General features: G+C 59.0%; 13 protein-coding genes. 9 read left to right on the forward strand and 4 right to left on the reverse strand.

Features of this window, described 5'->3' with window-relative positions:
* Position 1 precedes the first annotated feature (1 nt).
* Entirely contained in the window at positions 2–742 is a 741-nt protein-coding gene (gene pcaH / locus IMCC20628_RS05430) for a protocatechuate 3,4-dioxygenase subunit beta (protein WP_047029372.1), read from the reverse strand.
* On the reverse strand, positions 739–1,134 hold the full coding sequence (gene pcaC / locus IMCC20628_RS05435) for a 4-carboxymuconolactone decarboxylase (RefSeq protein ID WP_047029373.1): 396 nt from the start codon (positions 1,132–1,134) through the stop codon (positions 739–741). Before pcaC ends, pcaH begins: the two co-directional genes overlap by 4 nt.
* A 94-nt stretch (positions 1,135–1,228) precedes the next feature.
* Here pcaC and pcaQ point away from each other — a divergent pair, with 94 nt between their 5' ends.
* The 4 genes from pcaQ (at position 1,229) to IMCC20628_RS05455 (ending at position 4,433) form a co-directional block, all read left to right on the forward strand.
* Positions 1,229–2,146, forward strand: a complete 918-nt coding sequence (pcaQ, locus tag IMCC20628_RS05440; protein WP_047029374.1) for a pca operon transcription factor PcaQ — start codon at positions 1,229–1,231, stop codon at positions 2,144–2,146.
* Between the two features lie 63 nt (positions 2,147–2,209).
* Positions 2,210–3,250, forward strand: a complete 1,041-nt coding sequence (locus IMCC20628_RS05445; RefSeq protein WP_245307882.1) for a sodium-dependent bicarbonate transport family permease — start codon at positions 2,210–2,212, stop codon at positions 3,248–3,250.
* Between the two features lie 14 nt (positions 3,251–3,264).
* Positions 3,265–3,576 (forward strand): DUF190 domain-containing protein, encoded by a 312-nt coding sequence (locus tag IMCC20628_RS05450; RefSeq protein WP_047029375.1) that lies wholly within the window; start codon positions 3,265–3,267, stop codon positions 3,574–3,576.
* 89 nt (positions 3,577–3,665) lie between these two features.
* Positions 3,666–4,433 (forward strand): DeoR/GlpR family DNA-binding transcription regulator, encoded by a 768-nt coding sequence (locus IMCC20628_RS05455; RefSeq protein WP_047029376.1) that lies wholly within the window; start codon positions 3,666–3,668, stop codon positions 4,431–4,433.
* Between the two features lie 31 nt (positions 4,434–4,464).
* Here IMCC20628_RS05455 and IMCC20628_RS05460 read toward each other — a convergent pair whose 3' ends face one another.
* Positions 4,465–5,262, reverse strand: a complete 798-nt coding sequence (locus IMCC20628_RS05460) for a pyrroline-5-carboxylate reductase dimerization domain-containing protein (RefSeq protein ID WP_047029377.1) — start codon at positions 5,260–5,262, stop codon at positions 4,465–4,467.
* 436 nt (positions 5,263–5,698) lie between these two features.
* On the opposite strand from IMCC20628_RS05460, the gene IMCC20628_RS05465 reads away from it, so the two are divergent.
* Together IMCC20628_RS05465 and IMCC20628_RS05470 are read left to right on the forward strand one after the other, a co-directional pair.
* Positions 5,699–6,847, forward strand: coding sequence for an efflux RND transporter periplasmic adaptor subunit (locus tag IMCC20628_RS05465; RefSeq protein WP_047029378.1), 1,149 nt, complete (start codon positions 5,699–5,701; stop codon positions 6,845–6,847).
* Positions 6,844–9,987, forward strand: coding sequence for an efflux RND transporter permease subunit (locus tag IMCC20628_RS05470; protein WP_047029379.1), 3,144 nt, complete (start codon positions 6,844–6,846; stop codon positions 9,985–9,987). The genes IMCC20628_RS05465 and IMCC20628_RS05470 overlap by 4 nt, the downstream gene beginning before the upstream one ends.
* Positions 9,988–10,072: 85 nt before the next feature.
* Here IMCC20628_RS05470 and IMCC20628_RS05475 read toward each other — a convergent pair whose 3' ends face one another.
* Positions 10,073–11,047 (reverse strand): SLAC1 anion channel family protein, encoded by a 975-nt coding sequence (locus tag IMCC20628_RS05475; protein ID WP_156174418.1) that lies wholly within the window; start codon positions 11,045–11,047, stop codon positions 10,073–10,075.
* A gap of 587 nt (positions 11,048–11,634) precedes the next feature.
* Between IMCC20628_RS05475 and IMCC20628_RS05480 the strand changes: the two genes are divergently transcribed.
* Genes IMCC20628_RS05480 through IMCC20628_RS05490 form a run of 3 tightly spaced genes read left to right on the forward strand, consistent with a single transcriptional unit; the run spans position 11,635 to position 14,401 of the window.
* Complete coding sequence (locus IMCC20628_RS05480) at positions 11,635–12,678, forward strand: ABC transporter ATP-binding protein (RefSeq protein ID WP_197078461.1); 1,044 nt, start codon at positions 11,635–11,637, stop codon at positions 12,676–12,678.
* A complete protein-coding gene (locus tag IMCC20628_RS05485; protein ID WP_047029381.1) occupies positions 12,675–13,571 on the forward strand; it encodes an ABC transporter permease in 897 nt (298 codons plus the stop codon). The genes IMCC20628_RS05480 and IMCC20628_RS05485 overlap by 4 nt, the downstream gene beginning before the upstream one ends.
* Entirely contained in the window at positions 13,568–14,401 is an 834-nt protein-coding gene (locus IMCC20628_RS05490) for an ABC transporter permease (protein WP_047029382.1), read from the forward strand. Before IMCC20628_RS05485 ends, IMCC20628_RS05490 begins: the two co-directional genes overlap by 4 nt.
* Positions 14,402–14,426: the final 25 nt, after the last annotated feature.

Consider the following 14,426-nt stretch of genomic DNA (forward strand, 5'->3'; position numbering starts at 1 on the left):
CTCAGTTGCCCTCCAGCCGGTTTTCAAACAGCGTCGAGCGGCTGCCGCGCAGGATGACGTCGAAGCGATAGGCCAGCGCATCCATCGGCGCAGAAGCGTTCATGTCGAGCCGCGCGGTCAATTGCTCGATCGCCTTGGGATCGTTGATGGTACGCACGATCGGGCAGATCGGAATCAGCGGATCGCCTTGAAAATACATCTGGGTGATCAGCCGCTGGGCAAATCCGTGGCCGAAGACCGAAAAATGGATATGCGCCGGGCGCCAGTCATTCGGGCCATTGGGCCAGGGGTAGGGGCCGGGGCGGACGGTGCGAAAGGCGTAAGCCCCATCATCACCCGAGATGGTGCGGCCGCAACCTCCGAAATTCGGATCCAGCGGCGCCAGATAGCCGTCCTTCTTGTGGCGGTAGCGCCCGCCGGCATTGGCCTGCCAGAATTCAAGCAGCACGCCCGGAACCGGCTGGCCGCGCTCATCGAGCACCCGGCCCTGGACCATGATGCGTTCGCCGATGGCGCTCTGGCCTGACTGGGCAAAATTGAGGATCATGTCATTGTCGAGCGGACCGATGATGTCATGACCAAAGGCAGGGCCCGATGTTTCGGAAAGGGTGTTGCCGAAGGCCACCAGGGCGCGGGTCGGCGAGCGCAGGACCGATGACTTGTAGCCGGGCGCATAGGCTTTCGGATGCCAGGACCGGTCCCGGGTGAAGTAATTGGCGACGGATGGCTGGCTGTTCTTCATGTGCTGGCCCCTCCCTGTTCGGCCTTCATCTCTGCGAGGGTCCGCTTGGCGACGCGAAACGCGGTATTGGCTGCGGGGACGCCTGCGTAAATCGCAACATGCATCAGTGCCTCGCAAATATCGTCTTCTGTAGCGCCGGTGTTGACTGTCGCGCGGACATGCATGGCGACTTCTTCCTCGTGTCCGAGGGCAGCAAGCAGTGCGATGGTGACAATCGAGCGGTCGCGCTTGCTCCAGTTCGGCCGTGACCACACCCCTTCCCAGGCGCTCACGGTGATCAGATCCTGAAACGGGGCGTCGAAGGGCGTCTTGGCAGCGATCGACCTGTCGACGTGGGCATTGCCCAGCACCGCGCGCCGCGTTTGCTCGCCAATGGATTTGGTATCCGGCATTCGATCCTCCCTGTCTCATTCCCTGGAAACAGTTTACATATTGAAATGGAAATGAATAATGATTTTTTGAGGCAATAATAATCCCGGAACTGGTATGGATATTTCGCGACGCATTAAAATCCGGCATCTGGAAGCCTTTGTCGAAGTGGCCCGCCAGAAGAGCGTCGGGCGGGCCGCGATTACCTTGTCGCTGACCCAGCCGGCGGTGACGCGGACCATTCGCGAACTCGAACAGATTGTCGGTGCGGCGCTGATCGAGCGTGATGGCAGGGGCATAAGACTGTCGCATCAGGGCGAAGTGTTTCTGTCGCATGCCGGGTCCGGGCTTGCGGCGGTTCGCGGCGGGATCGCGGCACTTGCCAATGTTGCCACATCCTCGGGGCCGCCGGTGCGTATCGGCGCGCTGCCGACCGTATCGGCGACCATCATGCCGGGTGCGGTGGCCGAGTTCCTCGATTCCGGTCTCAGAAGTCCACTCCGGGTGATCACTGGCGAAAACTGGGTGCTTCTGGATCAATTGCGCAGGGGAGACCTTGATCTGGTGATGGGACGGATGCCTGCGCCGGAAATGATGGCCAGTCTGCGGTTTGAACCGCTTTACCGGGATCGGGTGGTCTTTGTCGTTTCCAAAAACCATCCGCTTTCCGGCCATCGCCAGGTGGCGGCCGACATTCTGGCGCACCATCCGGTGCTGGTGCCGCCTGCAGGATCAATCATCCATCCGTTTGTCGCGCGAGTGATGCTGGAACAAGGCATGGCGCCGCCGGTGCAAGCGGTCGAGACGGTGTCCGACAGTTTTGGCCGGGCTTTTTTGCGGTCCATTGATGCGATCTGGATCATCTCGCGTGGGGTGGTGTCTGCTGAAATCGCATCGGGTGAATTCGTCGAGCTGCCGATCGACACCAGCTCGACCATGGGAGCGGTGGGATTGATCACCCGCGACATCGACCGGCAACATGATGCAGCGGTGTTTTTTGCCGATATCCTGAGGCGGCGCACGGCGCAGAATTGAGCTGGTCTGCCCTACCAAAGTTTGTGGTGTGGCCTACTGGAAGACGCGGCGGGTGCTCTCCATATGGCTCTTCAGGCGGGAATGGGCGACAGGGGGCTTTGGCGGTTCATGCAAGATATTCTGGCGCTCGCGAGTGCGAACCTGTTGTCACCGGCAGTCTTGTTTTTTGCGCTTGGCTTCTTGGGCACAATGGCGGGCTCGCATCTGACCTTGCCGGAAGCCGTGGCCAAGACCCTGTCGATCTATTTGATGCTTGCCATCGGTTTCAAGGGCGGTGTCGCGGTGGCGGTGCATGGGCTCGGGATCGATATCGTGCTTGCACTGGTTGCGGGGATGGTGCTTTCGGCGCTGATTCCGCTGGTGGCCTTTGCGCTGCTGAGCGTGATGGCGCGGCTTGACCGGGTCGACCGCGCGGCGGTTGCGGCGCATTACGGCTCGATCTCGATTGTCACCTTTGTTGCCGCCAGCGAGGCATTGCGGGTCGCAGGCCTGTCTTTCGAAGGCTATCTGGTGGCGGTTGCCGCGGTGATGGAAACACCCGCGATCCTGGTGGCGCTCTATCTGGCCCATGCCGGGAGTTCAGCGCGTGCATCGCCGGCCAAGGCCGATGGGCGCCAGGAAGGGCTGATGACCGAAGTGATGTTGAACTCCTCGGTGGTGGTGCTGATCGGTTCGTTTGTGATCGGTTTTCTGTCCGGCCCCAAGGGGCTTGCGGAAATCGGTCCATTCATCGTTGATCCGTTCAAGGGCGTTTTGTGCCTGTTCCTGCTCGACATGGGCGCTGTGGCAGGGCGCGGTATCCGTTCGGGATGGAAGCACATGAGCCCGGGGCTGGTGCTGTTCGGGCTGGTGATGCCCTATGTCGGTGCGGTGTTCGCGCTGGCTGCCGGGCTGGCCATCGGACTGTCGACGGGTGGTGTGGCGCTGTTGATGGTTCTCGGCGCCTCGGCCTCCTATATCGCCGTGCCCGCTGCCTTGCGGCTTGCGCTTCCCGAAGCCAAGCCCTCGATCTATCTTACCTTGTCGCTCGGGATTACTTTTCCAATGAATCTGACCATCGGCATCCCAGCCTACATAGCGCTGGCGCGGATGGCGGTCGGGTAACCGTGGAGATCACCATGCATACTTATGCCAAAAAGCAGATCCAGATCATTTGCGAGCGGCCCATCCTCAAGCGCGTCCAGCGCCATCTCACCCAGGCGGGCGTCAAGGGATTTACCGTGTTTCCCGCGCTATCAGGCTCAGGATCTGAGGGCGAATGGGACCGGGAAGGGATGATTGGCGATGCCGGTCAAATGGTGATGGTGCTGGTGGTGCTTGACCCTCAGGACCTTGATCGGGTTCTCGCCGACATCTTCGATGTGGTCAGCGCCCAGATGGGGGTGATCACCATTTCCGACGTCGAGGTGGTACGGCCTGAACGGTTTTGATCAGCCGGAAACGGCCAGGCGCATTGTGGTTTTCGTTTCTTTCGTTTTAAACTGGGCACGAAACCAACGAACCCTGGATGCTTTTGCCCATGTATCTCGCCCCGCGCCATTCTGAAATCATTGAACTAGCCAAGATCGAGGGAAGAGTTCTGGTTGATGATCTGGCCACCCGCTTTGATGTGACGCCGCAGACCATCCGCAAGGACCTCAATGATTTGTGCGAACGGCAGTTGCTGATGCGCATTCATGGTGGCGCGGTTATTCCGTCGAGCACGCAAAACATGGAATATGCCCAGCGCGGCAAGATAGCCGCGGAGGAAAAGCAGACCATTGGCGCCGCCGCCGCCAATCTGATTCCGGACAATGCCTCGCTGTTCATCAATATCGGAACGACGACCGAAGCGGTCAGCCAGGCCCTGCTGCGTCATGGGCGGTTGATGGTCATCACCAACAATATCAACGTTGCAAACCGCATGCGGACGCATCCGCAATTCGAAGTCGTGATCGCCGGTGGCGTGGTGCGCGCTTCAGACGGCGGCATTGTCGGCGAGGCTGCGGTGGATTTCATCCGCCAGTTCAAGGTGGATTACGCGGTGATCGGCGCTTCGGCGATTGATCACGACGGCGCATTGCTGGATTATGATTTTCGCGAGGTCAAAGTGGCCCAGGCGATCATCGCCAATGCCCGGCAAGTGATCCTGGTCGCAGATTCGACCAAGTTCGAACGCACTGCGCCGGTGCGGATAGGACATCTGGAGCAGGTCGATACTTTTGTCACGGATAGATGTCCAAACGACAAGATCAGGGGCATCTGCCGCGAATTTGATGTCGAACTGATCGAAACCCTGGCGCTCTGAAGCGTTCAGCAAGCCTGATGCGGCCGCGTGTTCAGCGGATGTTTCTTGCCTTCTTGACTGCGGCCTCAAGCCCTTCGGCAATCGCCTCCGGGATCGGCGAATTCTGCATCGAGATCAATCCTGCCGCGGTGGTGCCGGCATAATCGATCATTTCCTGCACATGCTCTGAGGGCGTGGGCTTGCCGTGCGCGAGCATGGCACCCGACGCCAGGAAGAGTTGGCGGACTGCCCGGTCGGCGATGGCAGGTGAAATTCCTGCCGTGACGGCATAGTCAACCATGCATTTGGCGTAAAATGCCACAAAACCCGGGACAGGGCCTGTCATGGCTGTGAAATGATCCAGATGGGCTTCATCATCGATTTCATCGGTGGTTCCGCAGGCCTTGAAGATCTTTGTGACCCAGGCGCGATCGGCTGCATCAACTTGTGCAGTGGCGACCCACGGACTGTAGGCCAGACCAAGGTCAGCAGCTGGACTGCTCATGGCCCGGACGATCCGATCGGAGCCGGTGAGGGCCTGGAGTTCGCTGACAGTGACCCCCGCCATGACAGAAATTACCAGACGGTCCGCGACATGAATGGAAATTTCAGATGCCAATGCGGGAGGCACCGAGAGGATGATGATCTTGCAGGCGTCGGACAATTGTTTGTTGTCGCTGGTGACATTAATGTCGGGGAAGTGCTCGAATCCTGCTGTGCTGCCACTCCGGTTGGAAACCCAGAAGTCCGATGCGGGTATGATCTTGCGATCCAGCAATGCGTGTGAAATGGCGCGCCCAAGCATGCCCGAACCACCTATGATACCTATCGAACATTCGCTGTTCGTCATCGCAAAATCCTCCGTAAAATCAATGATTCAGTTCTTCCGGGGAGAAGTCTAACCCGATTCCCCGGATCACAAACACATGCTGATGGCGGGATCGGAGGGGCGGGTTTCAGAATACCCCGGCACTCTTTGGTGATAAGCACAAAACCAGAAACAGGAAGGGTGATTGCGGATTTGTCTGTGATTGACGCTCTCGAAATGCCGGCCGTTTTTGGACACATATCGAGGATTTTATACCTGTTGCAGTGAAGTCACGGCCCGGCGCCAATAGCAGTTTGCAGAGAAATTCAACACTGTTGTCCTTTTTAGACCTTACTGGTGTCTATATATATCGCCAACGCACACGCCTGATCGCGGTTGAATGACCGTTAGTTTGCGCCCTTGCGGGCTTTGCAGCTTTATCTTGGCCTCTGGGCAGAATTATTTGAGAGCGGGTTTTATGGCTATGCCAAGGTTTCATACCGTTGCCGCATTTGTTGTGCTGGCTGTTTCGGCGGCTTGGGTGCTGACCGGGGAATTTTCGTCGATCGGCAGCGCAGCGCAGGACAGTCCGGATAAAGCGTCCGAGGCCAGCGAACCAGCTGCGGCCGAGACCCAAAAAGTCCTGCGTACAGTCGCGGTGATGGAACCGAATTTCATCCAGCATAACCGGATCATCCGGATCTCCGGGGTGACCGCGCCAGACAAGCGCACGACGCTTGCTACCCGCAGCGCAGGAATTCTCGGTGAACTCAAGGTCGAAAAGGGCGATAAGATCCGGACCGGAGATGTTGTTCTGGTGCTCGACGGTGCTGAAAAGCAGTCCGTCGTGGATACGGCCAAGGCACTTCTGGATCAGCGCCAGAAGGAAGCCGACAACATCGAGCGGCTGGTCAAGAACGGCATTTCCCCATCCACACAAAGTGACAGCGCCCGTTCGGCACTGGCGTCAGCCCGCTCGCAACTGGAAGCCGCGCAGGCCGATGTCGACCGGTTGACCGTCGTTGCGCCATTTTCTGGCGTTATCGATCAGGTTATGGTCGAGGAAGGCAGCTGGCTGCCCTCGGGCGAGGATGTTGCGGTGCTGCTGCAGCTTGATCCGGTGGTGGCGCTGGGTGAAGTCAGTGAGCGCGAAATCACCCATGTCAGCGTCGGCCGTGAAGCCGATGTCCGGTTGATCAGCGGTGAAATTGTTTCCGGATCGGTCCGGCATGTCAGCCTTGAAGCAACGGCGGGAACCCGCACGTTTCCCATCGAGGTTGCCATCACCAATCCGGACAACAAGGTTCCTGCGGGCATGACCGCCGAAATCATGATCAAATCCGAAGCAGTTACGGCCGTCAGACTGCCGCGCTCGGTGGTCACGCTCGACGCGGCCGGCAATCTGGGTTTGCGCATTCTCAAGCCCGACAACACGGTCGGTTTCGTGCCGATTGATCTGATCGACGATTCCCCCGAAGGCCTGGTGCTCAGCGGCGTTCCGCTGGACGCCAAGATCATCGTTGCCGGCCAGGATCTGGTCAGCGATGGCGAGACCGTCAATGCGGTGCCGGCAGATGCCGATCTTGTCGCTGCGGCCACCGTTAAAACGGCGGAGCCGTCACAATGAATTTTGTCGATGTCGCCATCCGCAATGCGCGGCTGACACTGGCGGTCCTGCTGTTTCTGATCATTGCGGGGTCGATGGCCTATGTCTCTATACCCAAGGAGGCCGAACCCGACATCCAGATTCCGATCATTTATGTGAGCCTGAGCTATTCCGGGATTTCGCCTGAGGATTCGGAACGGTTGCTGCTGCGGCCCATGGAAACGCGGCTCAAGAATGTCACCGGCATCAAAGAGATGCGCTCGACCGCCTATCAGGGTGGCGGCAATGTGGTTATCGAGTTCATGGCCGGCGCCGATCTTGCCAAGGCGCTGGACGACGTGCGCAACAAGGTGTCCGACGCCAAGCCGGATTTGCCGCAGGGTGCGGACGAGCCGACCGTCAACGAGGTCAATATCTCCGAATTTCCGGTGCTGGTGGTGACGCTGGCGGGGGATGTGCCCGAGCGCGCGCTGACCCGTGCTGCGCGCGAACTTCGCGATCGCATGGAAGAAGTCAACGGCGTGCTTGAAGCCTCGCTGCAGGGCGCGCGTGACGATCTGGTCGAGGTGATCATCGATCCGGTCAAGCTGTCATCCTACGGCATGCAGCTCGACCAGCTGATCGCCGGGGTCAATGCGTCCAATTCCGTGGTCGCAGCAGGTGCGCTGGAAGGCGACGAGGGTTATTACGCGGTGAAAGTGCCGCTGCTGATCGAAACTGCTGAAGACGTCGCCAACCTGCCGATCATTGCGGGCGCCAATGCGGTGGTGCGCGCTCGTGACCTTGCGACCATTCGCTCGACCTACAAGGATGCCGAGACCATAACCCGGCTGAACGGCAAGCCAGCGATTGCCATCGAGGTGTCGAAGCGAACCGGGGCGAACCTGATAGAGACCGTTGATGCGGTCAAGGTGGTGGCGAACGAGTTCAAATCACTGCTGCCGGAAGGCGCCGTCATCGGCTTCAGCCAGGACAAATCGACTTCGATCCGGCAATTGCTGGGCGACTTGCAGAACTCGGTGCTGACAGCGGTGATCCTGGTGTTCATCGTGATTCTGTACGCATTGTCCGGCCGGGCCTCGCTGCTGATCGGCTTTGCCATTCCGGCATCGTTTCTGATGGGTATCCTGGCGCTGTCGCTGGCGGGACTGACGGTCAATATCGTTGTGCTGTTCAGCCTTATTCTTGCTGTTGGCATGCTGGTCGATGACGCCATCATCGTGACTGAATTCGCCGAGCGGCGGATGAGCGAAGGCATGGACAGGAAAGAGGCGTTCTCACTGGCGGCCAAGCGCATGGCCGGACCTGTGGTTGCCGCCACCCTGACACGCGTTGCTGCGTTTTCGCCGCTGCTGTTCTGGCCGGGCATGGTTGGCGAGTTCATGAAATACATGCCGATCACGTTGATTGCGACACTCTCGGCGTCGCTGCTTTACGCATTGGTGTTCACGCCAACGCTGGGCGCGCTGTTCGCCAAGCCAACGGTGGAGGACGGCCCGAAGCGGGATGGGCTTTACATGCGCTTTGTCGCCCGCGCGGTGCGTCATCCGTTCATCGTGGTGTTTTTCACGCTTGCTGCGTTGATTATTGTTCCGGTCGCCTATGGCAAGTATGGCAAGGGCGTCGAGTTCTTCCCGAATGTCGAGCCCGACTACGGGCTCTTGTATGTGCATGCACGCGGCAACCTCTCGCTTGAGGAAAAGGATGCCGCCGTCAGAAAAGTCGAGAAACGGATTCTCGGCTGGCCCGGTTTGACCAGTGTCTACACCCGCGTCGGCAAGGTCAGCGGTGGCGGCAACGATGTCGGTGAAGATGTCGTGGGCGTGATCCAGTATGAATTTGTCGACTGGCGTGAACGCAAGGCCGCCGGTGAGATCCTGGATGATTTCCGGCGCGAGCTGACCGGATTTCCCGGTGTGGATATCGAAGTTCTGGTGCCGCAGGGTGGCCCGCCGACAGGCAAGGCGATCCAGATCCAGTTGTCGGCTGCCGATCCCGCAGGACTGGCGGATGTTGCGCGCAAGGTCGCCGCGCAACTGGCCGAGACGCCGGGTGTCATCGACATTTCCAACGGCCTGCCGCCGCCGGGCGTGGACTGGGAGATCAAGGTCGATCGCGCCGTGGCTGCGCGATATGGCATCGGTCCGGCCTCGGTCGGAACCGTGGTGCAACTGGTCACCAGTGGTCTGAAGCTCACCGATTACCGGCCTGCGGGCGCGGATGATGCGGTGGACATCAGGCTGCGGCTTCCCGAGGACCGGCGCACATTGTCGACGCTTGACGATCTCAGGATTGAGACCGCGCAGGGTTCGGTGCCGATCTCCAACTTCGTCACCCGCGAACCGGCGGCGAGCGTCGGGACGCTCAACCGTATCGACGGCGTGCGCACCATCACCATTTCGGCGGGTATCAGCGAAGGCATTCAGGCCGATCCGCTGCGTCAGGGCATCGTTGCGGAACTGGAAAAGGCCAATCTCGAAGCGATGGGGATCCGCTGGAAGCTGGCGGGTGAAGATGAAGAGCAGAAGGCTGCCGGCGAGTTCCTGTCAAAGGCCTTCGGTGCTGCGATCTTCTTGATCTTCGTGGTGCTTCTGGCCCAGTTCAACAACTTCCTGTCAGTGGCGCTGGTGCTGTCGGCGGTGGTGATGTCGACCATCGGCGTGTTCCTCGGTCTGCTGATCATGGAGCAGCCGCTCGGAATCGTCATGACCGGCATCGGCATCATTGCGCTGGCCGGGGTGGTGGTGAACAACAACATCGTGCTCATCGACACCTATGACCATTTGCGGCGCGAGGGCAGCGACAAGCTCGATGCAATCCTCGAGACCTGTCGCGAGCGTGCCCGTCCTGTGGTGCTGACCGCCGTCACCGCGATCCTCGGCGTGCTGCCGATTGCTTTCGGGTTCAACCTCGAGATCATGGCGCATGAGACCACCTATGGTGCGCCTTCGACGCAATGGTGGGTTTCGCTGTCGAGCGCCATCGTGTTCGGGCTGGCGTTCTCGACCATTCTCACGCTTGTGGTGACACCGTCACTCTTGATGATTGTGACGCGCTCGAAGGACAGCAAGATCACGGCCTGGTGGCAACGGATGAAGGCGCGTGTCGGACTTGGCAGCAAGCCAGCCCTGCCGAGCACGCGGACGGAAGCTGCAGAATAGCGGTATCCCTCGATGTTGGAACGCTTCACAGGGCGCCCGGGTTTGACCACCCGAGCGCCCTGTGTCTTTTCATGGGTTCTCTGGATTATTCCTGACGGCAGATCTGTTTGGCACGGATTTCCTGGGCCGTGCGCAGCACAAGGGTGGCGACGGCAAAGGCGAGTATGGTGGTCAGCGCAAATCCGATCACCAGGTGGAAACTTGAACCGGTTTCGTGGGCGAAGACGAATGAGGCGACCGAAAGGGCAGCCACCGGGAAGGTGAGTGCCCACCAGGACAAGGCGAACGGCAGCCGGTAAAATCGCGGCGCTTGCGTCAATACGATCAAGGCAAAGACATAGCCGATGTTGAGGAGAATACGTGCGAAAGCATCGACGTCTCCGGTCAGTCGTACCCAGGCGACGAAGGCGACTGTCGGCGGGGCGATGAGGATCACCAGGGTGGGGATCAGTCTGCCGGCCAGCGGTTCGTGAAAGATCAGTCGGTTCATCACAAGAGTCAGCAGCACAACCCAGAACAGGATTCCGGCGGAGAAGAACAGCCAGGAGAGCTCAACCGCACCGAAGCCAACGCCGGCGAGCGGCACAACCACATTTCCCACCGCAGGAATGAACCAGGCAGGCGACAGGTGGATTGGCTGGTAGAGGCGGTGGCCAATCCAGTTGGCGACCACACTGAGGGACAGAACGGCCTGGGCCGCGGCGCCGATGCTCCAGACAACATAGGCCAGATCAGGGATGCGGGGCGCCAGCGCGGTCCCGAGCAGCAATAGCGATATCGAGATTGTTGGGAAGAAGGCGATGCGAACGGGATGGTTCCATTCGGCTTTCACGGCTGTGGGATGGCGGAGAAGCTTGAGCCCGTAAAACCCAGCCAGAACAATAAAGACCGCGACGGCGGCGCCAAGGATGAATTGCGAGACGCTGCCCGATGCGCCTGCAGCCTCTTCTGCCGCAGTCATTGCCAGGCAAAGCCCCAGCAGGCCCATCATCACAGCAAAGAAGGTGACGGGGAAGTTTTCAAGCCGATCGGGCTCGCTGGCGGACATGTCGACCATCATCAATGGTTCCTCATTGGGATTTTTACGGGTGAATTGCCTTAGGCCAGTTTGTCGGTCAATGACAAGGACCAAGCCAGGTGCGGGCTTGTTGAAAATTGGTTGAAGGCGCAAGGGACAATTGAGCCCTGGGCTATAAGGGATACTGATTGCCCGTGTCCATTTTTCGGTTTCAAGTATTTGTTTGGAATGAATAAATCAGAATGGGTCTGTGCGGGCACCTTGAGTTTTCGGGTGCGTGGGTTCCGTCCATCGCCTGTTTGTCGCTTGACCGCCAAACAGGCTTCCATTGCCCGTCGCGCGTGTCGGTTTTGGGATATTTCGATGAACGTCTGCGACACAATTTGTTGGGTCGTTCAACTTGACATGGGCATCTAATTGCTGAACGATCATTCAATATTGGACGACAATTCGACCCTCGGCTGCTGACTGTTTCATTGTTTTAAGCCGATGGTGTATTGTCTGAATGTTGGTCGGTGGGAACCAGATTGTATCAAGCAGGAGTGCCTTTGAACACCTCGACTCAAAACGACGGAGAGCCTTCACCGGCATCAGACAGCTGCGCGGTATCGGTGCGCTCCCTGAGTAAAATCTTTGGTACGGGGTCCAACGCTTTCCGCGCCCTTGACGATGTGTCCGTGGACATCAGGAAGAACGAGTTCTTCACGCTGCTTGGACCTTCCGGCTGCGGGAAAACAACGCTGCTGCGGCTGATTGCAGGTTTTGAACAACCGACGTCTGGCGCGATTTTGCTCGACGGGGCCGATCTTTCGGCAAGGCCGCCCTATCAGCGTCCGGTCAATACGGTTTTCCAGAACTACGCCTTGTTTCCGCATATGACGGTTTCCGAAAACATCTCGTTCGGACTGGAGATGTTGGGACGCCCCAAAGATCAGATCAAATCTGTCACCGCAGACATGCTGCGGTTGGTGCAGCTTGAAGCCATGGCTGATCGCCGGATCACACAAATTTCGGGTGGCCAGCAACAGCGCGTGGCGCTGGCGCGGGCACTGGCGCCGCAGCCCAAGGTGCTGTTGCTGGATGAGCCTTTGTCAGCGCTTGATCTGCAACTGCGCAAGGAGATGCAACTGGAACTCAAGCGGCTGCAGACCGACACCGGAATTACCTTTGTCTTCGTCACCCACGATCAGGATGAGGCACTGACCATGTCAGACCGGATTGCGGTGATGAATGGTGGCGAAATCCTCCAGATCGGATCACCGCGCGAAATTTACGACAAGCCGCAACACCGGTTCGTTGCAGGCTTTATCGGCGAGATCAATTTGCTGCCGGCCCAAGCCATGGGCGAGGGCGAATACTCGATTGCTGGTGTCGGAATGTTGCGCTCCAGTGACGCATCCGGGTTGAGCAAGGGAGCCGCAGCCACACTGGCGGTCCGGCCTGAACGGATCACGCTGTCAAAGCCTTCGGCAGCGACCTTGCCCGGTGTCATTTCCAATGTGGTCTATCACGGCACCGACACGATCTTTCATTTCAAGCTGGCCGATGGCCTGGAGATGCGGGCGCGCTCGCAGAACAACACGGCTCAAACCCGGTCCTTCGCCAAGGGCGATGACATTGGCTGGTCCGTCGATGCGACCTCGGTTTCCGTTCTGGCCGATGATCCGTCATGACCCGGGCCGGCAAAAACACCATGTTCCGGGCTCTGTTGATCGGTCCTGCATTGCTGGCGATCACTGTCTTTATGATCGTGCCGCTGGGGTTGATGGCCTATATCTCGTTTCGGGAAAGGGACTATTCCGGCGGCGTGCTGTGGGACCAGTTCAGCGCTGAGGCCTATGTCAGGCTGTTTTTTGAGCGCGAGCTTGATGGCACTCTGGCGCTGAACTTCAATTACATGTTCATCATCCTGCGCTCGGTCTGGCTGTCGTTCCTGACCATGGTGATTTCGCTGGCCGTGGGGCTGCCGGTGGCGATGTTCATGGCGACGCGGGACCGCAAATGGAAAGCGGTTCTGGTGTTCATGGTGACGTTGCCATTCTGGACCAATCTTCTGGTGCGCAACTACGCCTGGATCCTGCTGCTGCGCGACCATGGCACGATCAATTCCACACTCATGTGGCTCGGCATCATTTCTGAGCCGTTGCCGCTTTTGCACAATGCTTTCGCGGTGGCGGTGGGTCTGACCTATTCGTTTTTGCCGTTCATGGTTCTGCCGATCTATTCGAGCCTTGAGAAAATGGATTTTCGGCTGGTCGAAGCCTCTTTCGATCTCTATGCCAACCGCTGGCAAACCATCAGGAGGGTCATTCTGCCGCTGGCCTTACCTGGAATCGTTGCCGGCTGCGTGCTGGTATTTGTTCCGGCGCTGGGCGCTTATATCACGCCGGAACTGCTCGGCGGCGGCAAGACATTGATGATCGGCAACCTGATCGGGTTCCAGTTTGGCGCTGCGCGCAACTGGCCGTTCGGTGCAGCCCTTGGCCTGTTCCTGCTGACGATGGTTCTTGTTTCCCTTGCGCTTTATGCCCGGCGCTATCGCGGTGAGCTGGAGGGATCGCAATGAGGCTCAATCCGTTCCGCAGTCGCGCCTTTCCGGGTGACGCCCGGCATTGGCCGGGACTGTTCACCGCCACGGCTGCATTCTTTGCCTATGTCTATCTGCCGATACTGATCCTGGTGGCACTGTCGTTCAACGAGAACCGGACCGTGACGGTCTGGACCGGGTTCTCGCTCGACTGGTACAAGATGGCATTCGCCAACAGAGACATTGTCAGTGCGGCGACCAATTCGCTGATCATCGCATCGATCGCCTCGGTGACTGCGACGACGCTTGCCACGCTGGCGGCGCTGCGGATGGCGAGCAATGACAGATTCCTGGGCAAGACCGGCATCAATGCGGTGTTTGCGCTGCCGATCACTGTTCCCGAAATCGTGCCGGCCGTGGCCACGCTGATGTTCTTTGCCAGCCTTGGCCTGACCTTCGGGCTCGGCACCGTGATCATCGGTCATATCGTGTTTTGCATTCCCTTTGCCTACCTGCCGATCCGGGCGCGGCTTGAAGGCATGGACCCGAAGATCGGCGAGGCAGCGGCGGATCTGTACGCCAATCCGATCCAGGCATTCTGGCGGGTGACGCTGCCGCAACTTGTTCCGGGGATACTCTCAGGTCTTGTGCTGGCCTTCATCATCTCTCTGGATGATTTCGTCACCACATTCTTTCTCGGCGGCGCGGGGTCGACCACGTTGCCCATCTACATCTTCGGTTTGGTGAGAACCGGCGTCACTCCGGAGGTCAATGCGATCTCCTCGCTGATGCTGCTCTTGTCGCTCTCTCTTGTCTCCCTGTCGCTCTTCCTGGGACGGGACCAAAATCGGAAATCAGGGCCCGATTGAGACGTAAAAGCCCACAAACAATTGG

Source organism: Hoeflea sp. IMCC20628 (assembly GCF_001011155.1).
Taxonomy (GTDB): domain Bacteria; phylum Pseudomonadota; class Alphaproteobacteria; order Rhizobiales; family Rhizobiaceae; genus Hoeflea.

Excerpts from the sequence above, each read along its gene's own strand:
- IMCC20628_RS05460 (WP_047029377.1), bottom strand. The coding sequence starts at position 5,262 with ATGACGAACAGCGAATGTTCGATAGGTATCATAGGTGGTTCGGGCATG.
- IMCC20628_RS05445 (WP_245307882.1), top strand. The coding sequence starts at position 2,210 with ATGGCTCTTCAGGCGGGAATGGGCGACAGGGGGCTTTGGCGGTTCATG.
- IMCC20628_RS05490 (WP_047029382.1), top strand. The coding sequence starts at position 13,568 with ATGAGGCTCAATCCGTTCCGCAGTCGCGCCTTTCCGGGTGACGCCCGG.
- IMCC20628_RS05485 (WP_047029381.1), top strand. The coding sequence starts at position 12,675 with ATGACCCGGGCCGGCAAAAACACCATGTTCCGGGCTCTGTTGATCGGT.
- IMCC20628_RS05465 (WP_047029378.1), top strand. The coding sequence starts at position 5,699 with ATGGCTATGCCAAGGTTTCATACCGTTGCCGCATTTGTTGTGCTGGCT.
- IMCC20628_RS05455 (WP_047029376.1), top strand. The coding sequence starts at position 3,666 with ATGTATCTCGCCCCGCGCCATTCTGAAATCATTGAACTAGCCAAGATC.
- IMCC20628_RS05470 (WP_047029379.1), top strand. The coding sequence starts at position 6,844 with ATGAATTTTGTCGATGTCGCCATCCGCAATGCGCGGCTGACACTGGCG.
- IMCC20628_RS05475 (WP_156174418.1), bottom strand. The coding sequence starts at position 11,047 with ATGATGGTCGACATGTCCGCCAGCGAGCCCGATCGGCTTGAAAACTTC.
- IMCC20628_RS05450 (WP_047029375.1), top strand. The coding sequence starts at position 3,265 with ATGCATACTTATGCCAAAAAGCAGATCCAGATCATTTGCGAGCGGCCC.
- pcaH (WP_047029372.1), bottom strand. The coding sequence starts at position 742 with ATGAAGAACAGCCAGCCATCCGTCGCCAATTACTTCACCCGGGACCGG.
- pcaQ (WP_047029374.1), top strand. The coding sequence starts at position 1,229 with ATGGATATTTCGCGACGCATTAAAATCCGGCATCTGGAAGCCTTTGTC.
- pcaC (WP_047029373.1), bottom strand. The coding sequence starts at position 1,134 with ATGCCGGATACCAAATCCATTGGCGAGCAAACGCGGCGCGCGGTGCTG.